Here is a 17986-nt window from a genome sequence, read left to right as displayed (position 1 = left end):
TTACCATCACTTAGTAAAGAGTATTTATCGTAGTCGAAAATACTCTAGAATTTTGCTGCGTTTTAATGTTGCTTAACGTTATAATTCAGTTAATATGTTTAGGGTATGTTGGTATCTGTTTAACAGCTTGTAAATTCCAACTTGCTATACTCTTAATGGCTACTTAAAGGGCAGCGCATGGCTTGGCAATTACCTTATCGACCGACTCGTCTTCATTGTGCAGTGTCTGCAGCGCTGTTATGTTCACTCGGTAGCGCCATGTTGCTACCAGTAGCAATGGCAGCTACTATCGGTAAGACGACAATTACCTCAGCACAGCATGAGCCGCTAGTCGCTATCATTAGCGTCTCTGACATCGAATCCTCAGACTTCTCAGCCAATTTGGCCAACCCTAATGTCTATAAACAGCTAGGATTGACCTCGACTGACGCTATGTCAGTAAGCTTTATCCCTACTTCTGCTAGCAGCGGACAGCTGATGATAAGCACCTCTCAGCCAGTTTCAAAACCTTTTGCCGATGTGGTACTAGCGATCAACGACAACGGTCAGCGCAATACAGTGCCAAAGACCCTGCTGATGCCTTTAGACTCTACTCAGCCAGCGAAACGCTCAGAGCGTGCAAAACCTGCAAAAACTATAGTAGCTAGCGCTCCTAAACCCAACTTACCCGTGATTTCAGCGCCAGTAGTAACATCGACAGTAATCAAAGCGCCAATCGTCGCTACTAGCAGCACTAAGCCCTTAGCGGTCAAACGTGGCGCTCCGCCGCCCTTGTTTGTTCAGTCCAGCTCAGCACCTAATTCAGACTTAGGTAATACCTCAAATCTCAAAGATAGTAGTGCTTTACCTATCGTGAGCGTAGCAGCTGCTCCTAATCTACCGCTTGCACCATCGGCACTCTCGCCCACCGCCCCAGCCACGCGCTCTAACCTCGACATGACTGCTAATACTGCTCCATTGTTAGGCAAGACGAAAACGCTCGATATGGAAAATAACCGCCGCGTAAGTAGCCGTCCTATTCGGCCTAGCCGTGTTAATAGTACTGATATCGGTACTCAGGTTGCTAGCGCTAAACCTTTGCAGCCAACCTCTAACCGTGATGAGGCGATTGAAAATGTTGAAAGCTTAGCAAAAACATTAAGCTCGGTAACGCCTGCTAGCGCAGCGACTAACGCACAACAAACCTTGTTGGCGCAAACGCAAGCTAACAAGCGTGCTCAAAACGATCAACCTTCTTTAGAAAACAAAACTGCAGAAATCAACAGTGCAAAAAACAATACTCTAAATATAGAAGTCTCTCGGCAGATTACCGTGCGTAATAGCCCTCTTAACAAGGTCGATAGTACGGACAGTCCTACTCTAGCGCTGAATTTTACAGAAAACATGGCTGCAAAAAATGCTGGTCGTACTAGTCCAGACAATCAAAACACTGAAAGAGTAAGCGCTGAGCAAGCCGAAAATCTCACACAATTAGCCGAAAGTGCTTCTGTCAGCACTATCAGCGCAAGTCGCGAGGCCGTAGCAACTGATACCTTACCAGTTGATAATGAACAAATAATTAGCTATACCGTACAGCGTAACGACAACTTGTGGCTTATCTCCAAACAAATCGCTGAACAGAATAATCTTGATATATCAGCCGTGATGAGTCAGATCAAAACTCAAAACCCCAATGCTTTTATCAACCAAGACGCCGATCAGCTTAAAGCCAATGCCGAGCTACGCTTACCAAGCTATGAGGTTATACCCTCACAAAGCAGTATTCAAGCTGCTATTACGGCACAGCGAAGACGCTATCTACAAGCAAATAACAAGGCCGCTAAGCAGTCTAGCGAAAAGCTAACAGCGAACGAGCAAACAAGGGCAGCAGGATCAACGGCTCTGCCGATATCCAAAGCAGAGTCAGAGTCCCCTAAACCAGCTGATACCGCAGCAAAAACAACGACTCAGAAGCTACCGCAAGCGCGTTTTTCAGTAGTGGCACCGGGGCGTAAAGGTCAAGCTGATGGCACCCAAACCAAGTCTGCTACGGACACAGGGAATGGGCTAAGTACCGAAATACTCGCTTCACTAAAGTCTTCTCGGCAGCGCACTGCTACGCAAGCTCAGCGCACAAAATTGGTGAATAATAGCCTTGGTAGTTATACGCAAAAATTACAATTACAAAATCAAAAACTGGCTGAGCTTGAGGCTCGACTAAAAAAATTACGCAATCAATAACCGCTTAGCTGATTAGCAATACTGGCTCTTGGCTTGCTATACTCAGCACGAATAGTCGTAGGAATTATTATGGATAATATGCTATATATCGTTGCAGGACTAATCATTGTTTTACTGATAGCTGTGTTGATTATGCGTAGGCAAAAAGCGCAGCCAACCGCTAGATATATCGATGACGCTCAGTCCAAAACTAAGCGCGCGCCTACCGACTATGATACGGCTCGTACCAGTATGGCAGCGGGCGCGACTAAGTTCGATAGCTTGACTGTAGCTGAGCGTTTTATCGATCAGCAGCGTTACGACAAAGCAATCGAGGTACTAGAGCGCGGTCTGACCCAAAAGCCCCATGATGCTAAGCTGTCACTAAAGCTTCTCAATATCTACGCCCTTACTACGCAGACTGAGAGCTTTTATAGGACTTTTGACGCTATCAATGCTCATGGCGATGCGGTTACTATCGCTCAAGCTAAAGAGCTAAGAGCACTATTTGACCAAGAGCATAGTCAGACGCCTTTACAAGCACGTACCGATATTAATAGTAGCGATGCTGGGCACACAGTGAAATCAGATTATGAAAGTCTGGATTTCGATATCGCAAGCGTACCGAATGAAACGCAGACGCTTCAAGAAAATAGAAATAACAGTTTTCAAGAGACTGCTGCGAATGCTGATGCGAACTTCACTGACTCAGACCTTGTATCTTCCACTCCATTAGCAGGCTCTTTTGATGATGCGAGTAGCAATAACAATGTCGACGCTATCTTTGATCTGACCTTAGATGATCTAGAAAATGATAGCTTTGATGAAGCTGCTGATAATACAGCTAACAATTTATCTGTTAATAATACTGGCTTAGATAGCCATGCTTTGAGCTTAGATGAGCATTCTGAGAACGAGAGCGCTACTGCACCTACGCACTCTGACACTAGCCTCGAGAGCATCGATAGCGTCAACCCCATCAGCGAAGATCGTAGCCCTAATGAAGATTTTAGCCTTGATTTTGATGCGCCGTCAGCGACTGAATCTTTGAGCACTGATACGGTGGGAATTAAGCAAACCGAGAGTCAAAATGCTAATTTGCAGGAGGATTTCGTACTAGATTTTGATGATTTAGCGCCAGATAGTCCCTCGAATAGTGATACTGTCATAAGTACGGATACAAGTACTGATACAAGTAACGATACTTTTGGCGACTCTGAACTTTCTATTTCTGAGCTTCCTGTTGCAGAAGAGACAGTGAACGCTTCTAGTTTTGATTTTGATTTAAGTTTAGACGATGAGAGTTCAAGTGATCTGCAACCAGACGCTTTATCACTAGATAGTTTAGAGCAAGCAGACGCCCAAGATACAGTAAATGACATCAATGCGTTTGCAGTAGAAGAAACCCTATCATCCGCGTCGCCAGCAGACGCTAGCAAGACCACAACTACCGATTTAGAGAGTTTTGACTTTGATTTAACGGACTCGCAGCCTATTGAGGATAAGCCAAGCGCAACTGAGACGATCCCTCCCTTGATGTTCGATGACGAGACACCATTTGAGGATAATTTTAGTCTTGATGACTCTATCTTAGAAGACGCTGCCACTACAGTTAGCCCAGTAGTCACAGAGGACAAAACAGATAATACAGATTTTGCTGCTCAGTTCGCCGCTGATTTTGACTTTGTTAATGATTTAGATAATCAACAAATCACTCTAGATTTAGCGGCTAAATATTTGGAGCTAGGTGAGTATGACAGCGCCAAACGTTTACTCAGCGAAGTTATCGCTCAAGGTAGTAGTGATCAACAAGCCCAAGCACAAGCGCTATTAGAGCGCACAGTATAAACTACGGCTATTAAATACAAAACAGCCACGCGTAACTAGTATATGTCATCGCTTTGAAAGAAAGAGAGTTTATTAGGGCTAGAGCATAAATGTCCTAGCCTATATTACGCTTGTGAACACAACCCATTACTCACACTATTTATCAGTAGTTTGCGACCTTATTATGACCTCACGTTCCACGTTATCATCCCCCAACTCACAGTCTATACAGCTGATTTATGCGGGCGGCACCTTTGGTAGTTATGGGCGACCCTTAGCGCCACTTGCCGCCGAAGTGTTCTTGCCAGCCTTGCAGCAGCTTGTCTTTGACCACGATGACGCAGCTTTTTTACCGGCGTTTTCTTGGTTAGATAACTCGCTTATCAAAGACAGTAGCCAATTAACGCCTAGCGACTTCGTACACTTTTACACCCTTTTACTTTCGGCTTATGCCATGGGTACGCGCCAGTTTGTGCTGATCACAGGTACTGACACTTTAAGCTATTTAGGGGCATTTTTAGCAGAAGCTTTTGCCGGTTCTGACATCAGTATCATCCTCACGGGCAGCATGCGGCCGCTACTAGATAGCGAAGAGCTGCACGCTTATGAAATCGACAGCCATAGCGATGCTTGGGATAATTTTCGTGAGGCTCTACGCTTAGCGGCAGCAGGGCAGTCAGGAGTCAAGATATGTTTTGGCGGTGAATCTTGGCCTGCACAAACCGTTCAAAAAATTCACAGTCATGACTTTATGGCTTTTACAGGTCATCATCGCGCCGCCTACCCTGATAATAGTTATATAGATAAACTAGCAGACACTCGCCGTCAGCATTGGCTTGATGATCAGCAAGAGGTTTTGACAGCGGTGCAAGATCAGCCGCTGCAGGCTTACGTCCATGCTCTCTACTGCTTGCCTAATGATCCAAGCGTGCTCAGCGAGCAGCTACAATCACTCCTCGCTAAACCACCATGCGCTATTATCTTATTAGGGTTTGGCAGCGGTAACGTTCCTTATTCGCCGCAGCTTGCCGAGGCGCTACAAGCCGCTTATAAACAAGGCCATATGGTCGTCTGCGCTAGTCAATGTCCGTTTGGCGGTGTCAGTGCCAGTTACGCCGCTGGCAGTTGGCAATATGATTATCACGTCATCGCTGGTGGACGGCTAACCCTCCCTGCTATCTACGCGCGTTTACTGTGGTTACTACTGCGTTATGACACCCCTGCCCGCAGACGTAAGCGCTGGACTTATAGCGTCAACCAGGCAGGAACTTCTACGAGTCGTCAGCGCTAAAACCAATCTTAAACCTATACAATCTATACAACCTATACAACCTAAGCACCTCACCTATTATGACCGACTCTTTAGCAGATAACGCTCAGCGGATAGTTAAACAAGATGAGCCTAGCCAAAACACACTCGATGAAGGCACCTCTACTTACACCTTGGCGATAGCTATCGAGTTTTTGGGGACTCACTATTATGGTTGGCAACGGCAAAAAGAGGTCATAGGCGTCCAGCAAGTCCTAGAAACTGCCATTAGCAAAGTCGCCAATGAGACAGTAGAAGTCGTCGCTGCAGGGCGTACAGATTCAGGGGTGCACGCGAGCAATATGGTCGCTCATTTCGTCACTCGCGCCTACCGGCCAACTCGTAATTGGCTGCGCGGCGTCAATAGCCTACTGCCCGATGATATTGCCCTGCGCTGGATCCAGCCTATGCCCGCTGATTTTCATGCGCGCTTTAAAGCCATTGCTCGGCGTTATCGTTATGTTACCCTTAATCAAGACACGCGTCCGGCTATCTTAAACCATCAAGTGACTCACATTCATGAGCCATTAGATCTAGCCTCAATGCAGCTAGCCGCTAAGTCTATAGTCGGCACGCATGACTTCACAAGCTTTCGCGCTGCAGCCTGTCAGTCCAATAAGCCGGTGCGTACCGTCAGCCATGCCAAGCTATTTGCTCATGGTGCCTTTATTGTTTTTGATATTCAAGCTGATGGCTTTTTGCATCATATGGTACGTAATTTAATGGGTACGCTGTACGCTATCGGTCGTCATGAGCTGCAGCCGGAGGACTTCTTAGCTATTTTAGCGAAAAAAGATCGCACTATCGCCCCGCCTACCGCTGCCGGTGATGGACTTTATTTTGTAAAAGCTTACTACCCTGAGGAATACCAGTCGCTTTTCCCTAAAGAGCCGCTGACCCCGGCTTGGCTTAATCTGCCAAATTAACTCTTATCTAAATATTAAAGCTCAATTATAATTTGACATACATAACCACTAAACGCTGTCAAGCAAAAACCCGCTGCCATATTGCTTTAATCGCCAAACTTACGTATAATATTGGCTTATTTTTCATTGATTGATATAAATTATGGCTAAAAAAGACGATATTATCGAGTTTGAAGGCGAAGTTATCGATACCTTGCCAAACACTCTGTTTAAGGTTCGTTTAGAAAACGGACACGAAATCATTGCGCATATCTCTGGTAAAATGCGTAAGCATTACATTCGTATTTTGACTGGTGATAAAGTCAAAGTCGAGATGACCCCTTATGACTTGACTAAAGGTCGTATTACTTACCGTGGTAAAAATTAATCCTTTGGGGCTCTGACGCTAACTGATTGATTCTATTATTTTTATCTCCTCTAAACTTAGATCTAGCCTAGAGTATTAAGTCTGTTTAAACCCCTGCTATTATAAAAAATACCGCTAATACGATTATTAGCGGTATTTTTTTGTTCAAAATTTTAGCTCAAGAATTTAATTAACTTCATGTTTTACCGTAAAATCACTTAAACTCTACCGTAGCATCATCATTGATAACTCCTAACAAAGCTAGCGCGTCCCAATTAGTTAAGCGCACACAGCCTGCTGAGGCTTGGCGACTGATGCGATCAGGATCTGGCGAACCATGAATACCATAGGAGGGCTTTGTCAGGCCAATCCAAACTTTTCCAACTGGATTATTAGGGCCTGGTGGAATGATAAACTTCTCTCCGTTATCGCCCGTATAAGTGTAGTTCGGTCCGTTAACTTTCACTTGTACTTCATGGGTACCCGTCGGTGAAGGCGTTGCGGTGCTGCCTACCGTAGTAGGATAGCTGGCAACGAGATTGCCTTGATCGTCATAGGCATATAGAGTTTCGGTAGTTTTATCCGCAACCACGCGGCTCACAGGCGTAGTATTAGGATTACCTGGGTTATAGACGGTAATGGTCTCGCCAGCCTCAAAGCTCGCTTGCGGGTTTAAGGACTTGAGGTAACTGTCACTCATATGAAACTTCTCTGCTAATGCTTCAAGTACGCTTTCATAATACATACCTTCAAGCTTAGACTTCGCTTCTGCTCCGGCTGGAATAGTGGTCGTTTTGATGTTCACATCATCGGGAGTCAGCTCGTAACGGACTAGCACCGGTTGCCGGGCTAGCGTTTCGCTCGCCATCAGCGCATCCCAAGTCTCGGCACTGAGCTTGTCAGTGATATTCAAGCCATTGGCTTTTTGAAAAGCTTGCATAGCTTTACGAGTATTTTTACCCCAGTAACCATCCACTGAACCGACGCCGCTATGGTTCCAATTCAATAGCGCTTGCAAGCGGGTGCCGACTTCGCGATCTATCTTTGCTCCCTCTTTCCAATTGACGGTATTTATCTTTTTTGCAGACTTAGATAAGCCCTCTGTCGTATAGTTAATGGTTGGTAATAGCTCATTGAGAGATTCAGCTGTCGCCTTGCTAGCTGCTTTATTGGTGTCAATATTTTGACTGATACCATTAGTGACGGGGCTAGTATCGTTGCTAGTAGCGGCTAGCGCTGGACTCATAAATAATACAGTAGATAAGCCGCTAGCTAGCATAGCGCTAGTAATTTTGGTTAGTTGAGACATAGGTTTCCTCTAATATTCAATAAAATCTTATAATGATTTTTTATTATTGTGAAAGTATTTATCAAAATAAACACCTCAATAATAATGCCACAACCCTATGTCAGCATATAAGCCCATTGTGTTAATAACGGTCTACTCATACAGTATCTATGTAAATCACAGCTTATTAAGTAAGCCTTTATAAGTGATTTATTTTGGCCAAAAAAAACCTATAAACCGTGAAACGATTTATAGGCTAAAAGAGCTGTAATCATCTTCAAATATAGGCTATCACTCTAACAAAACAGCTATACCAATTTGGCCAATACGGCCTCACCCATTTGACGACAACCCACTTGCGTCAGGCCACTTTCGTTTTTATCCAAGATATCAACCGTACGCAGTCCATCATCTAATACATCGCTTACCGCTTGCTCTATGGCTTGTGCGGCTGTCTCTTGCTTAAAGGTGTAACGTAGCATCATCGCCACAGATAGAATTGTCGCGAGCGGATTGGCTTTATCTTGTCCCGCGATATCAGGAGCTGAACCATGGCAAGGCTCATACATGCCTTTACCCTCTTCATCAAGGCTCGCTGATGGCAGCATACCGATAGAGCCTGTGAGCATAGCGGCTTCGTCGGATAGAATATCACCGAACATGTTGCCGGTGACCATCACATCGAACTGCTTAGGGTCATTTATGAGCTGCATACAAGCGTTGTCAGCGTACATATGCGATAACTCGACATCGCTATAGTCTGCTTTTTGCATCTTGATCATCGTCTGCTTCCACAGCTCAGTCACCTCTAACACATTGGCTTTATCGACTGAGCAGATTTTAGCGCGTTTACCGCTGGTTTGGGCGCGGGTCTGCGCCATCTCAAATGCTACTTTGCCTATACGCTCAATTTCGCTGGTGCTATAGACCATAGTGTTATAGCCTTGCTGCTCACCATTATCTAAAGTACGGATGCCGCGTGGCTCACCAAAATAGATACCGCCGGTCAGCTCACGGACGATCAATAAGTCTAGCCCCGAGATAATGTCAGCTTTGATACTCGAAGCATTCACCAGCTGCGGATAAAGCTTAGCGACACGCAAATTAGCAAACAAGCCAAGCTCGCTACGAATCTTTAGCAGGCCACGCTCAGGACGTTTGCTGCGCTCGATACTGTCCCACTTAGGGCCACCAACCGCGCCTAGCAGCACTGCATCAGCCGCGAGAGCCTGTCTTAAAGTCTCTTCTGGTAACGGTTCACCAGTCGCATCAATTGCCGCACCACCAAGGAGCCCTGACTCAAGGGTCAAGCCCAAATCGAATTTATCATTGGTCGCTTTAAGGATATCGATAGCTTGAGTCATAATCTCAGGACCGATGCCATCGCCTGCTAGTGTCAAGATAGTGGCCATACTTTTCCTTGTTTGTGAATATTCTTATAAAACTAGAGTTTATAAAACTTAATTATTTATGTGAATCGGAGCTTTTAATAAAACGTTATAGACTGGCTAACTCGTGATTAACTCGTAGCCGTGTCATCAAATAAGCCTGTTTCTACAAACTCGCCCTGGCGCTCGGTATCGGCTTGCTTACAGAAACGACGCTCGATATTGCCGTCTTGGATCAGCTCGATGCACAGAGGGTTTGGTGAAGCGCTAGATAATAAGCTGCTATCTTTTTGCTCAGGCTGTAACTTATAAGCACGCAGCTGATAAGTACCCGCAACGAACTCATGAATAACGGTAAAGCGCTCAACATAACTTAAATTATCTTCAGGATAAAAGTTCACTTGTACTTCGCGTTTAATAGGCTTTACACGGGCATAATAATTAGTGAGCCCAGAGATGCCAGACGCCGATAACGGTACTAGCTTGACCGACTTATTATCGACTAATGACGTCTTGTCTTTATCAGGTCTTACTATCACTATATTACCATCAACGGGCTGATGCGTTTCTGCTGAAATAATGGGCGTCTGGTCGATGCGGGTAATCTCGCAATGATAAGTACCCAAGCAAGCAATGTTGGTCTCACCTGCCACCGGATAAATCGTTCCTGACCAATTATCTGCACTATCGGCTTCTTCTATCTGCTGATAACCGGTAAAAAGCTGACAACTTGATAACAGTGCACTCATAGCAAGAGTGGCACTAACATAAGCAACAAAACGTGTTTTTTTCATAATGACGGCTACTTTTTGTGAATTATAAAGTTGCTTTTATAATAGCTATCTCACCGCTATAACTCAACACAGTATTGCTTACTGTATAACTATTATTAATACTTGTATTAATAATAGTAGCTACTCTCGGTACTACTTATCAATATAGGTTATCAGCATGGGTCATAATCACTGATTAGTGATACTGAGAATTTAGGTTAAGCGTGTACCTGATTGAATATCCAAGGCGTTTTTTGCATCATTTTATGCTCATAGTCTTTGATAGCATCGCTTTGCTGCAAGGTTAGACCGATATCGTCCAAACCGTTTAACAAACAATGTTTGCGAAACTCATCGACCTCAAACGAGTACTCTTCGCCTGTTGGGGTGATTACCACTTGGCGCTCAAGGTCAGCGGTTAGCTCATAGCCTTCATTAGCTTGCGTAGTAGTCATTAGTTTATCGACGATAGTTTCATCCAAAATAATCGGCAACATACCGTTCTTAAAGCAGTTGTTATAAAAGATATCGGCAAAGCTTGGCGCGATCACGGTACGAAAGCCGTATTCTGAGAGTGCCCAAGGCGCATGCTCGCGACTAGAACCGCAGCCAAAGTTTTTACGCGCCAGCAAGATAGTTGCGCCCTGATAGCGCGGTTGATTTAAGACAAAATCAGGATTTATTGGGCGTTTACTATTATCTTGCCCCGGAAACCCTTCATCAAGGTAGCGCCAATCATCAAATAAATTCACCCCAAAACCGGTACGCTTAATAGATTTTAAGAATTGTTTAGGGATAATCTGATCGGTATCGACATTTGAGCGATCTAAAGGGCAAACGATGCCCGTTTGAATGTTATAAGCTTGCATAGTATTTCCTGTTCTATTTCTTGTGAGATTAACCCGAATCGTTACACTAGATAAAATTTAATAGGTGTACTTAAAATGAACTTGGTTTGTTAGAGAAAACTCGACCACACTATCCTCTACAAAATTGATTTTTCTAACTAATTCCTCGGTCACCATAATAGTAGCCACATGAATCCTGTTTATTCTGCATATCCAGTAGACTATAGGAGTTGCAACACTGGCTAACTGATATTTATTTAAAATTATGATTATCAATTCTTTTAAAGGTAGTGTGGGATCTAGGTTGAACTCAGCGCTATGAGGCGCGTCAACATCATCACCCATACAAACCGAATCTCTAGTTACCTTAAATTTAACCATTATTTTTGACGCACCTTAAAAAGTACGTACATCGACAAAGTGACCGGCCAATGCTGCCGCTGTCGCCATCGCCGGACTGACTAGATGCGTGCGCCCGCCATTACCTTGACGCCCTTCAAAGTTACGGTTAGAAGTCGAGGCGCAGTGCTCCCCAGGCTCAAGCTTATCGGCATTCATGGCCAGGCACATCGAGCAACCCGGCTCACGCCATTCAAAGCCCGCGTCAGTAAATAACGTATCTAAGCCTTCTGCCTCGGCCTGCAATTTGACTTGGCCAGAGCCAGCAACGACGATCGCCTCTTTAACCGTGTCAGCGACTTTACGGCCTTTAATCACCGCCGCAGCATCGCGCAAATCTTCGATACGCGAGTTGGTACAAGAGCCAATAAAGATACGATCAAGCTGAATATCAGTGATCGGCTGACCTGCCTCAAGACCCATATAAGTATAAGCGCGCATCCAGCCTTCTTCTTGAGTGGCATCTGCCGCTTGCTCTGGCGTCGGAATGGATTGAGTGATATCAACGACCATCTCAGGGGAGGTGCCCCAAGAGACTTGCGGAGCAATCTGGCTACCATCAATCTCAACAACGGTATCGAACACCGCATCAGCATCTGAATATAAAGTACGCCAGTAGCTTTCTGCTTGCTGCCACTGCTCATCAGTTGGCGCATAAGGACGACCTTTGACATAATCAATAGTGGTGTCATCGACCGCCACCATACCGACGCGCGCTCCTGCCTCAATCGCCATGTTACAGACTGTCATCCGGCCCTCCATGCTCATCTCTTCAAAGACTTGACCGGCAAATTCGATGGCATGACCATTGCCGCCGGCGGTACCGATCTTAGCGATAATCGCTAACACGACATCTTTAGAAGTGACCCCTGCTCCAAGCTCGCCGGTGACACGTATCTGCATGTTTTTCATTTTTTTGGTGATCAAGCATTGCGTGGCTAAGACATGCTCAACTTCAGAGGTGCCGATACCATGTGCTAGGCAGCCAAGCGCACCATGAGTAGCCGTATGTGAATCCCCACATACCACTGTCATACCCGGCAAAACGAGACCTTGCTCAGGACCCACCACATGTAAGATACCTTGACGCGCATCATTGATAGTGAATTCAGCAATATTGAACTTAGCGCAGTTATCATCAAGCGTGACCACTTGCAAGCGCGATACTTTATCCTTAATTCCTTCTACGCCTTCTAAACGCTCTTTGGTCACAGTCGGGACGTTATGGTCTGGGCTAGCGATATTAGCAGACAGACGCCACGGCGCTCTATTGGCAAGCTCTAAACCCTCAAAAGCTTGCGGGCTAGTCACTTCATGCAGTAGATGACGGTCGATATAAATAAGGCTAGAACCATCATCACGCTTGCTGACTTCGTGAGCATTCCAAAGTTTGTCGTATAATGTTTGAGCGGCCATGTAGCTATCCTTTTTCGGTTGCTAAGCTTTAATTAGTAAGCGTCTATACTGAACGCTAATATCTTAATTATACCTTATAAGCTAAATTGTTAACGGCTTAGTCTTTTCAATTAATAACTATTTATTTGCTAAACTTAATAATTAACAAAAATAACAAAGTAAAAGTGTTAAAAAGCGGGTTCATCTCTTGTGATTATAACAGCCTAATCCTATAATAATAATTGATGATTTTTATCTATTCCCAAACTTATATTTCTAATAAATTATGATTGGGTTAGCCAACTTTTAATTATAGCTCTACATATAGCTAAGGATACCGGTTTGAACACCACCAATTTGACAACGTTTGTCACCGTTATGCAAACAGGCAGTATCTCTGGAGCAGCAGAAAAGCTGTTCATCACTCAGCCTGCCGTAAGCAAACGTATCAAAAACTTAGAAGATGAATTCAATATCACTCTATTTGATACGGTTGGACGAGGTATCGTACCCACACAAGCCGCGAATGAGATGCTGCCCCATGCTAGACGTTGGCTAGATGATTACGATAACTTTAAAATCAATCTACAGCACTCAGAACAAGTCGTCTCAGGCAAACTGGTGATTGGTACTAGCCATCATATTGGCCTACATCACTTGGCGCCGGTGCTCAAGCATTTTATTCAAAGTTATCCGGCAGTCCAGTTAGAAGTGCATTTTGTCGATTCTGAGGAGGCGCACAAAGCCGTTCTCGATGGTAATTTGTCACTGGCCTTCTTAACCCTACCGCCTGTCTACGATAAGCGCCTAACTTATCATACGCTATGGTCAGATCCGCTGTACTTCATGACCGGCACTTTATCGCCTTTAGCTAAAAAGACCAACGTCACTTTAGAGCAGCTAGCGCATTATCCGGCTATTTTACCTTCTGCCAATACCTTTACTAGTCAAATTACTTTGGCTGAATTTGCTAAACATAACCTCAAGCCTTATGCCACTATGAGCACTAATCCGCTCGAGTCTATTCGTATGCTCGTTTCTGTAGGATTAGGCTGGTCGGTACTGCCGCAGACCCTGATAAGCCAAGACTTAGAGCGTATCAATATGGCGGACAATATCGAGCTACAACGCTATCTAGGTGTGGTTATTAACCCCAAACTGACGCGCTCTAGTAGTGTCGAGGCGCTATTAGAGCTACTTGCACCTATTGATTAATTCATGATAACGTTAGCAATATAGACGTAACAAATGCGATAAACGTGATCCAAAAGGTCACGTTTTTTTTATAGTTATTTTATGGTTGGAAGTAATTCGAACGGCTTACGTAAAGCTAATGGCATAAAATCTATGATTAGTAATTGATATTGCGATACGTTATAATTATTTCGTATGAACTTTTAACATACAGTTACTTCAGTGATAATTACGCAATCTTAATTAATGCTACAGCATTACTCGCGTAAGGTTTTGAACTGATCTATTTTATAGCTACTGTCAATTGATTTAGCGATTAACACTAAAGTTAGAAGTAACTGACAATATCATTAATTTGAAGTGCTATTGATTCAAGGTACGCTTAAGTATTAAGAGCGATAATTGAAAACAGCAGTATTAGCAGTCAGTTTCATTTATGTTTTTGAGTGAGATAACTCATACAACTGAAAGTGAAAGCTAATTATCTGCTTTTAAAGTTATATCGATAAACGTATGGTAAAACTGACGGTTTTAAACGATTGATATCCTTCACTGGAATAAATTAAAAGCTACTCATTTTTCATCTATTGATGTGAGCTTGTAGCTGACTGTGATTATATCAATCCTGTAAAGTCAAAAGTAATCACTTATTGATAAATACAAAGTTAATAAGTGCAAAGCCATTACGAGATATCTAATGGCTTTTATTGTTTTTAGATATCACTTTTTGTACCGAGTTTCTATTTTGTATCTCGATAGTGAAATATAATAACAGCCAACACTGTTGGTTAAGGACTGTTTATATGAATGGAGTTTCGAGTGGCGTCCTCATCTCGCTTGGCGCCTATTTTTTAGTAATGATCGGTATCGGTATTTATGCTTACTTTAAGCAAGCCAATGACACCGAAGGTTATATGTTGGGCGGCCGTAGTTTAGGCCCTGCCGTAACAGCATTGTCCGCTGGTGCCTCCGATATGTCTGGTTGGTTGCTCTTAGGTCTGCCCGGTTACATGTATGCTGACGGGGTGGTGAGTGTTTGGATTGCGCTAGGTCTGACTTTAGGCGCTTTACTGAACTATATTATCGTCGCACCGCGGCTGCGGGTCTATACCGAGGTTGCCGGTAACGCTATTACCCTTCCTGATTATTTTGCCAACCGTTTTGAGGACAAGTCGCACCTATTGCGGGTTTTCTCAGCGATTGTCATCATTCTGTTCTTTACCGTATACACCGCAGCCAGCTTAGTGGGCGGCGGTAAACTGTTTGAGAGCTCACTGAACCTATCTTATAGCACTGGCCTGTGGGTTACTGCCGGCGTCGTTGTCGCTTATACCCTATTCGGTGGTTTTTTAGCGGTATCGATGACTGACTTTGTGCAAGGGGTGATTATGCTCTTTGCTATGGTTATTGTGCCTATTGTTGCCTTTACCGATTTGGGCGGGGTTTCTAATGCCTCACAAATTGTAGGCAACATTGATCCTAGCCTACTGAATGTGTTTAGCGGCATGACTTTCCTTGGTATCATCTCTTTACTAGCATGGGGCTTAGGCTATTTCGGTCAGCCACATATCATCGTCCGCTTTATGGCGATACGCTCGGTCAAAGATGTACCAACGGCGCGTAACATCGGTATGAGCTGGATGGTGATTAGTTTGATTGGTTCTTTGATGACTGGTTTTGCCGGTCGTGCTTATGTACAAAGAACGGCAATGACCTTAGATGATCCTGAGACTATCTTTTTGGTCTTTACCCAGTTTCTATTTACCCCGTTAGTGTCCGGCTTCTTATTAGCAGCTATTTTGGCCGCTATTATGAGTACCATCTCCTCGCAGCTGTTAGTGGTATCAAGCTCGTTGACTAAGGATGTTTATAAGCTGTTCTTAGATAAAAAAGCGCCAGAGTCGCGCCAAGTGTTAGTCGGTCGTCTCTCTGTGATAGCCGTTGCTGTCGTTTCTATTATGTTAGCATCAGATCCTGATAGCTCAGTACTTAACCTAGTGTCTAACGCTTGGGCAGGCTTCGGAGCAGCCTTTGGACCTCTAGTTATCTTCAGCTTAATCTGGCGCGGTATGAACCGTAACGGCGCTGTCGCTGGTATGGTCGTTGGTGCCTTAACGGTAATACTATGGATCTACGGTCCATTTGAGATGAATGGCATGGCGCTTAATAGCTGGTTATACGCTATTGTTCCAGGCTTTGTGTTAAGCACTATCGCCATCTTTGTGGTCAGTATGATGACTGGCGGTCCTAAGCCTTCGGTTAGCGCTACCTTCAAAGAGATGGAGCTTAATCTGCATAAATAACCGTAACGCTTAGTCATTATTTTAGTATAAAAATAACCCTCGCTATTTAATAATAGCGAGGGTTTTGTTTGGTTAGTAATGAGCTTTAAAAGATCTAAAAAGTCTTGGTTAATAGTATCGTTGCCGTTTTCTCATCACGATCATCATAATAGTCAAAATTACTTGATGTTTTATCATAATCAAACACTAGTCTTGGCGTCAGGCCATACAGAGTGAAGTCGCGTTTCCATACTTGTAAGCCTAACGAAGTGGTTTTATCTTTTCTATCTGTGCCATACTTACCACCGACCGCAGTATAATAAAAACTACCTGGTGCGTAGTCACCTGTGATGTCGTCATATTCTTTCACCGCATATCCGGCAGTGGCTAGCGTTGAGATACCTTGTTTCCATTCACGGCCCCAACCTACATTTACTGAATTTCGATCATAGCTGAGAACATTCGATTTTGGCGCATCGTTGCGGTAATTGCCTAGGCCACCATAAAAATACTCTTTTGCATCCTTGATATAAAATGCATTTAAACCGAGAAACCGACCATCTACCTCTCTTTTATCATCAATATCATCATCAATGGTTTCATTAGAGAAGATAGTGGTGGCTGATAGTTTAAGTTTAGGCTTGACCCAGCGAGAACCATTGACAGTGATCCCTTTACGCCAACTATAAGGTTCCTCACTATAAAATCTTTTAGTCACAAAAGGCGTGATTGAAATATCATTCTTTGCATCGTCATAACCAATACCTGTCGAAGCGGTAATTAGATAATCGTTATATTGGCTTTCATCCCAATACCCTTTAAGAGATGCATTGCCGCCAAGCGTTGCATAAAAATTATCAGGTAAGTTGTAGCGTTTATTGGCGCTAGCGGAGATTTGTAGCCCATTAGCAGTTATTGGCTTTACGGAGTTACCAAATTGCGTTTGAATATTATTGGTAGGTGCATCGTTGACATTGTCATCTCTAATATAACTAGCAGAAGCATTAAATTGCCATTCTTCAAGATTTTCTATACTTGCTAATGCTCTTTTTATTGTTGCCATTACTGGTGCTGGCAGTTCCACAGCTTGCAGCTTAGTCAGTTGTTCTTTCGCAGCGGCGTATTGTTTGTCCGCTTGTAGTGCTATTGCCATATTCAAGCGCACCGGATGAAAGTCCGGATCCGCTGCTAACATTTCTTTATAAATAGCAATCGCCTGCTTGTTTTTGGCTTCGCTACGATATACCAGAGCATCAGCAAACTTAATTAGCATCGGGTCGTTTTGTTCAAGTGCCTTGTAGTGAGGTAGTAGCTCTTTTACCGTTTTCATGTCTTGCGCAGCTAAGGCGGTATTCAAAAACTGACTGAACATCACAGGGTTTGCTTTAAGAGTTTCTAAATTATAAGCCTGGGCTGCAGCAAGTCGCTGACGACTGTTTATTGCCTTTTCAGCTTCTTCACTTGAGACTACTGTAGAAGGCGCTGTTGGGTCCGATAGCGCTGTTTGATTTTCTCTTTTTAGAAGTTCAGCCACTTGGTCGATTTCAGGTTCTATAATATTATCAATCTCTGGATCTGCTGCTAGTGCTGGCAAAGACAAACTCATCATCGCAAGTGAGACAGACAGTGTTATTGGTTTCAGTGTATATCGGATAGTCATAGTTGTCCTTAACAAAATACAATCATTAATCTGTTGAGCTCAATCATCGTAAGGGATTTTGGTAAATTAAGCGAGAAAAAAGCGCCCTAGAGCGCTTTTTTCTTTGCTTTATATAGTCATATTACTTTATTGCTTTGTAGCCCCAAAGGTAC

General features: G+C 43.9%; 13 protein-coding genes. 7 read left to right on the top strand and 6 right to left on the bottom strand.

From position 1 onward, the window contains the following. Positions 1 to 177 precede the first annotated feature (177 nt). From ACTXGJ_RS08490 to infA, 5 genes are all read left to right on the top strand, one after another. The gene (locus ACTXGJ_RS08490) at positions 178 to 2220 is read left to right on the top strand and encodes a FimV/HubP-related protein (protein WP_443565658.1); all 2043 of its coding nucleotides are present in this window, start codon (positions 178 to 180) and stop codon (positions 2218 to 2220) included. A gap of 69 nt (positions 2221 to 2289) precedes the next feature. After that, complete coding sequence (locus ACTXGJ_RS08485) at positions 2290 to 4047, top strand: FimV/HubP family polar landmark protein (protein WP_443565657.1); 1758 nt, start codon at positions 2290 to 2292, stop codon at positions 4045 to 4047. Positions 4048 to 4210: 163 nt separating this feature from the next. Next, positions 4211 to 5317: an asparaginase gene (locus tag ACTXGJ_RS08480; protein WP_443565655.1), complete on the top strand. Its 1107-nt coding sequence runs from the start codon at positions 4211 to 4213 to the stop codon at positions 5315 to 5317. A gap of 59 nt (positions 5318 to 5376) precedes the next feature. After that, a complete protein-coding gene (truA, locus tag ACTXGJ_RS08475; RefSeq protein ID WP_443565654.1) occupies positions 5377 to 6261 on the top strand; it encodes a tRNA pseudouridine(38-40) synthase TruA in 885 nt (294 codons plus the stop codon). Positions 6262 to 6403: 142 nt separating this feature from the next. Beyond that, complete coding sequence (gene infA / locus ACTXGJ_RS08470) at positions 6404 to 6628, top strand: translation initiation factor IF-1 (protein WP_019671605.1); 225 nt, start codon at positions 6404 to 6406, stop codon at positions 6626 to 6628. Positions 6629 to 6821: 193 nt separating this feature from the next. On the opposite strand, the gene ACTXGJ_RS08465 is transcribed toward infA, so the two are convergent. The 5 genes from ACTXGJ_RS08465 to leuC form a co-directional block, all read right to left on the bottom strand. Beyond that, positions 6822 to 7916, bottom strand: coding sequence for a L,D-transpeptidase family protein (locus tag ACTXGJ_RS08465; RefSeq protein WP_443565653.1), 1095 nt, complete (start codon positions 7914 to 7916; stop codon positions 6822 to 6824). A gap of 287 nt (positions 7917 to 8203) precedes the next feature. Beyond that, positions 8204 to 9307 (bottom strand): 3-isopropylmalate dehydrogenase, encoded by a 1104-nt coding sequence (leuB, locus tag ACTXGJ_RS08460; RefSeq protein ID WP_443565651.1) that lies wholly within the window; start codon positions 9305 to 9307, stop codon positions 8204 to 8206. A gap of 107 nt (positions 9308 to 9414) precedes the next feature. After that, positions 9415 to 10077: a hypothetical protein gene (locus ACTXGJ_RS08455; RefSeq protein WP_439243843.1), complete on the bottom strand. Its 663-nt coding sequence runs from the start codon at positions 10075 to 10077 to the stop codon at positions 9415 to 9417. 197 nt (positions 10078 to 10274) lie between these two features. Next, positions 10275 to 10925, bottom strand: a complete 651-nt coding sequence (gene leuD, locus ACTXGJ_RS08450) for a 3-isopropylmalate dehydratase small subunit (protein ID WP_439243842.1) — start codon at positions 10923 to 10925, stop codon at positions 10275 to 10277. Between the two features lie 375 nt (positions 10926 to 11300). Beyond that, complete coding sequence (gene leuC / locus ACTXGJ_RS08445; protein WP_439243840.1) at positions 11301 to 12719, bottom strand: 3-isopropylmalate dehydratase large subunit; 1419 nt, start codon at positions 12717 to 12719, stop codon at positions 11301 to 11303. 321 nt (positions 12720 to 13040) lie between these two features. Between leuC and ACTXGJ_RS08440 the strand changes: the two genes are divergently transcribed. Beyond that, positions 13041 to 13913, top strand: a complete 873-nt coding sequence (locus ACTXGJ_RS08440) for a LysR family transcriptional regulator (RefSeq protein ID WP_439243838.1) — start codon at positions 13041 to 13043, stop codon at positions 13911 to 13913. A gap of 782 nt (positions 13914 to 14695) precedes the next feature. Next, positions 14696 to 16195: a sodium/proline symporter PutP gene (gene putP, locus ACTXGJ_RS08435; RefSeq protein WP_439243837.1), complete on the top strand. Its 1500-nt coding sequence runs from the start codon at positions 14696 to 14698 to the stop codon at positions 16193 to 16195. A gap of 94 nt (positions 16196 to 16289) precedes the next feature. On the opposite strand, the gene ACTXGJ_RS08430 is transcribed toward putP, so the two are convergent. After that, positions 16290 to 17834: a surface lipoprotein assembly modifier gene (locus tag ACTXGJ_RS08430; protein ID WP_443565650.1), complete on the bottom strand. Its 1545-nt coding sequence runs from the start codon at positions 17832 to 17834 to the stop codon at positions 16290 to 16292. Between the last annotated feature and the right edge of the window lie 152 nt (positions 17835 to 17986).

Origin of the sequence: Psychrobacter sp. 1Y11, assembly GCF_052259045.1 — a bacterium.
In the GTDB taxonomy this organism is placed as follows: Bacteria; Pseudomonadota; Gammaproteobacteria; order Pseudomonadales; family Moraxellaceae; genus Psychrobacter.
The sequence above is the reverse complement of the archived record's forward strand: the minus strand, read 5'-3'. Positions and strand labels throughout refer to the sequence as shown.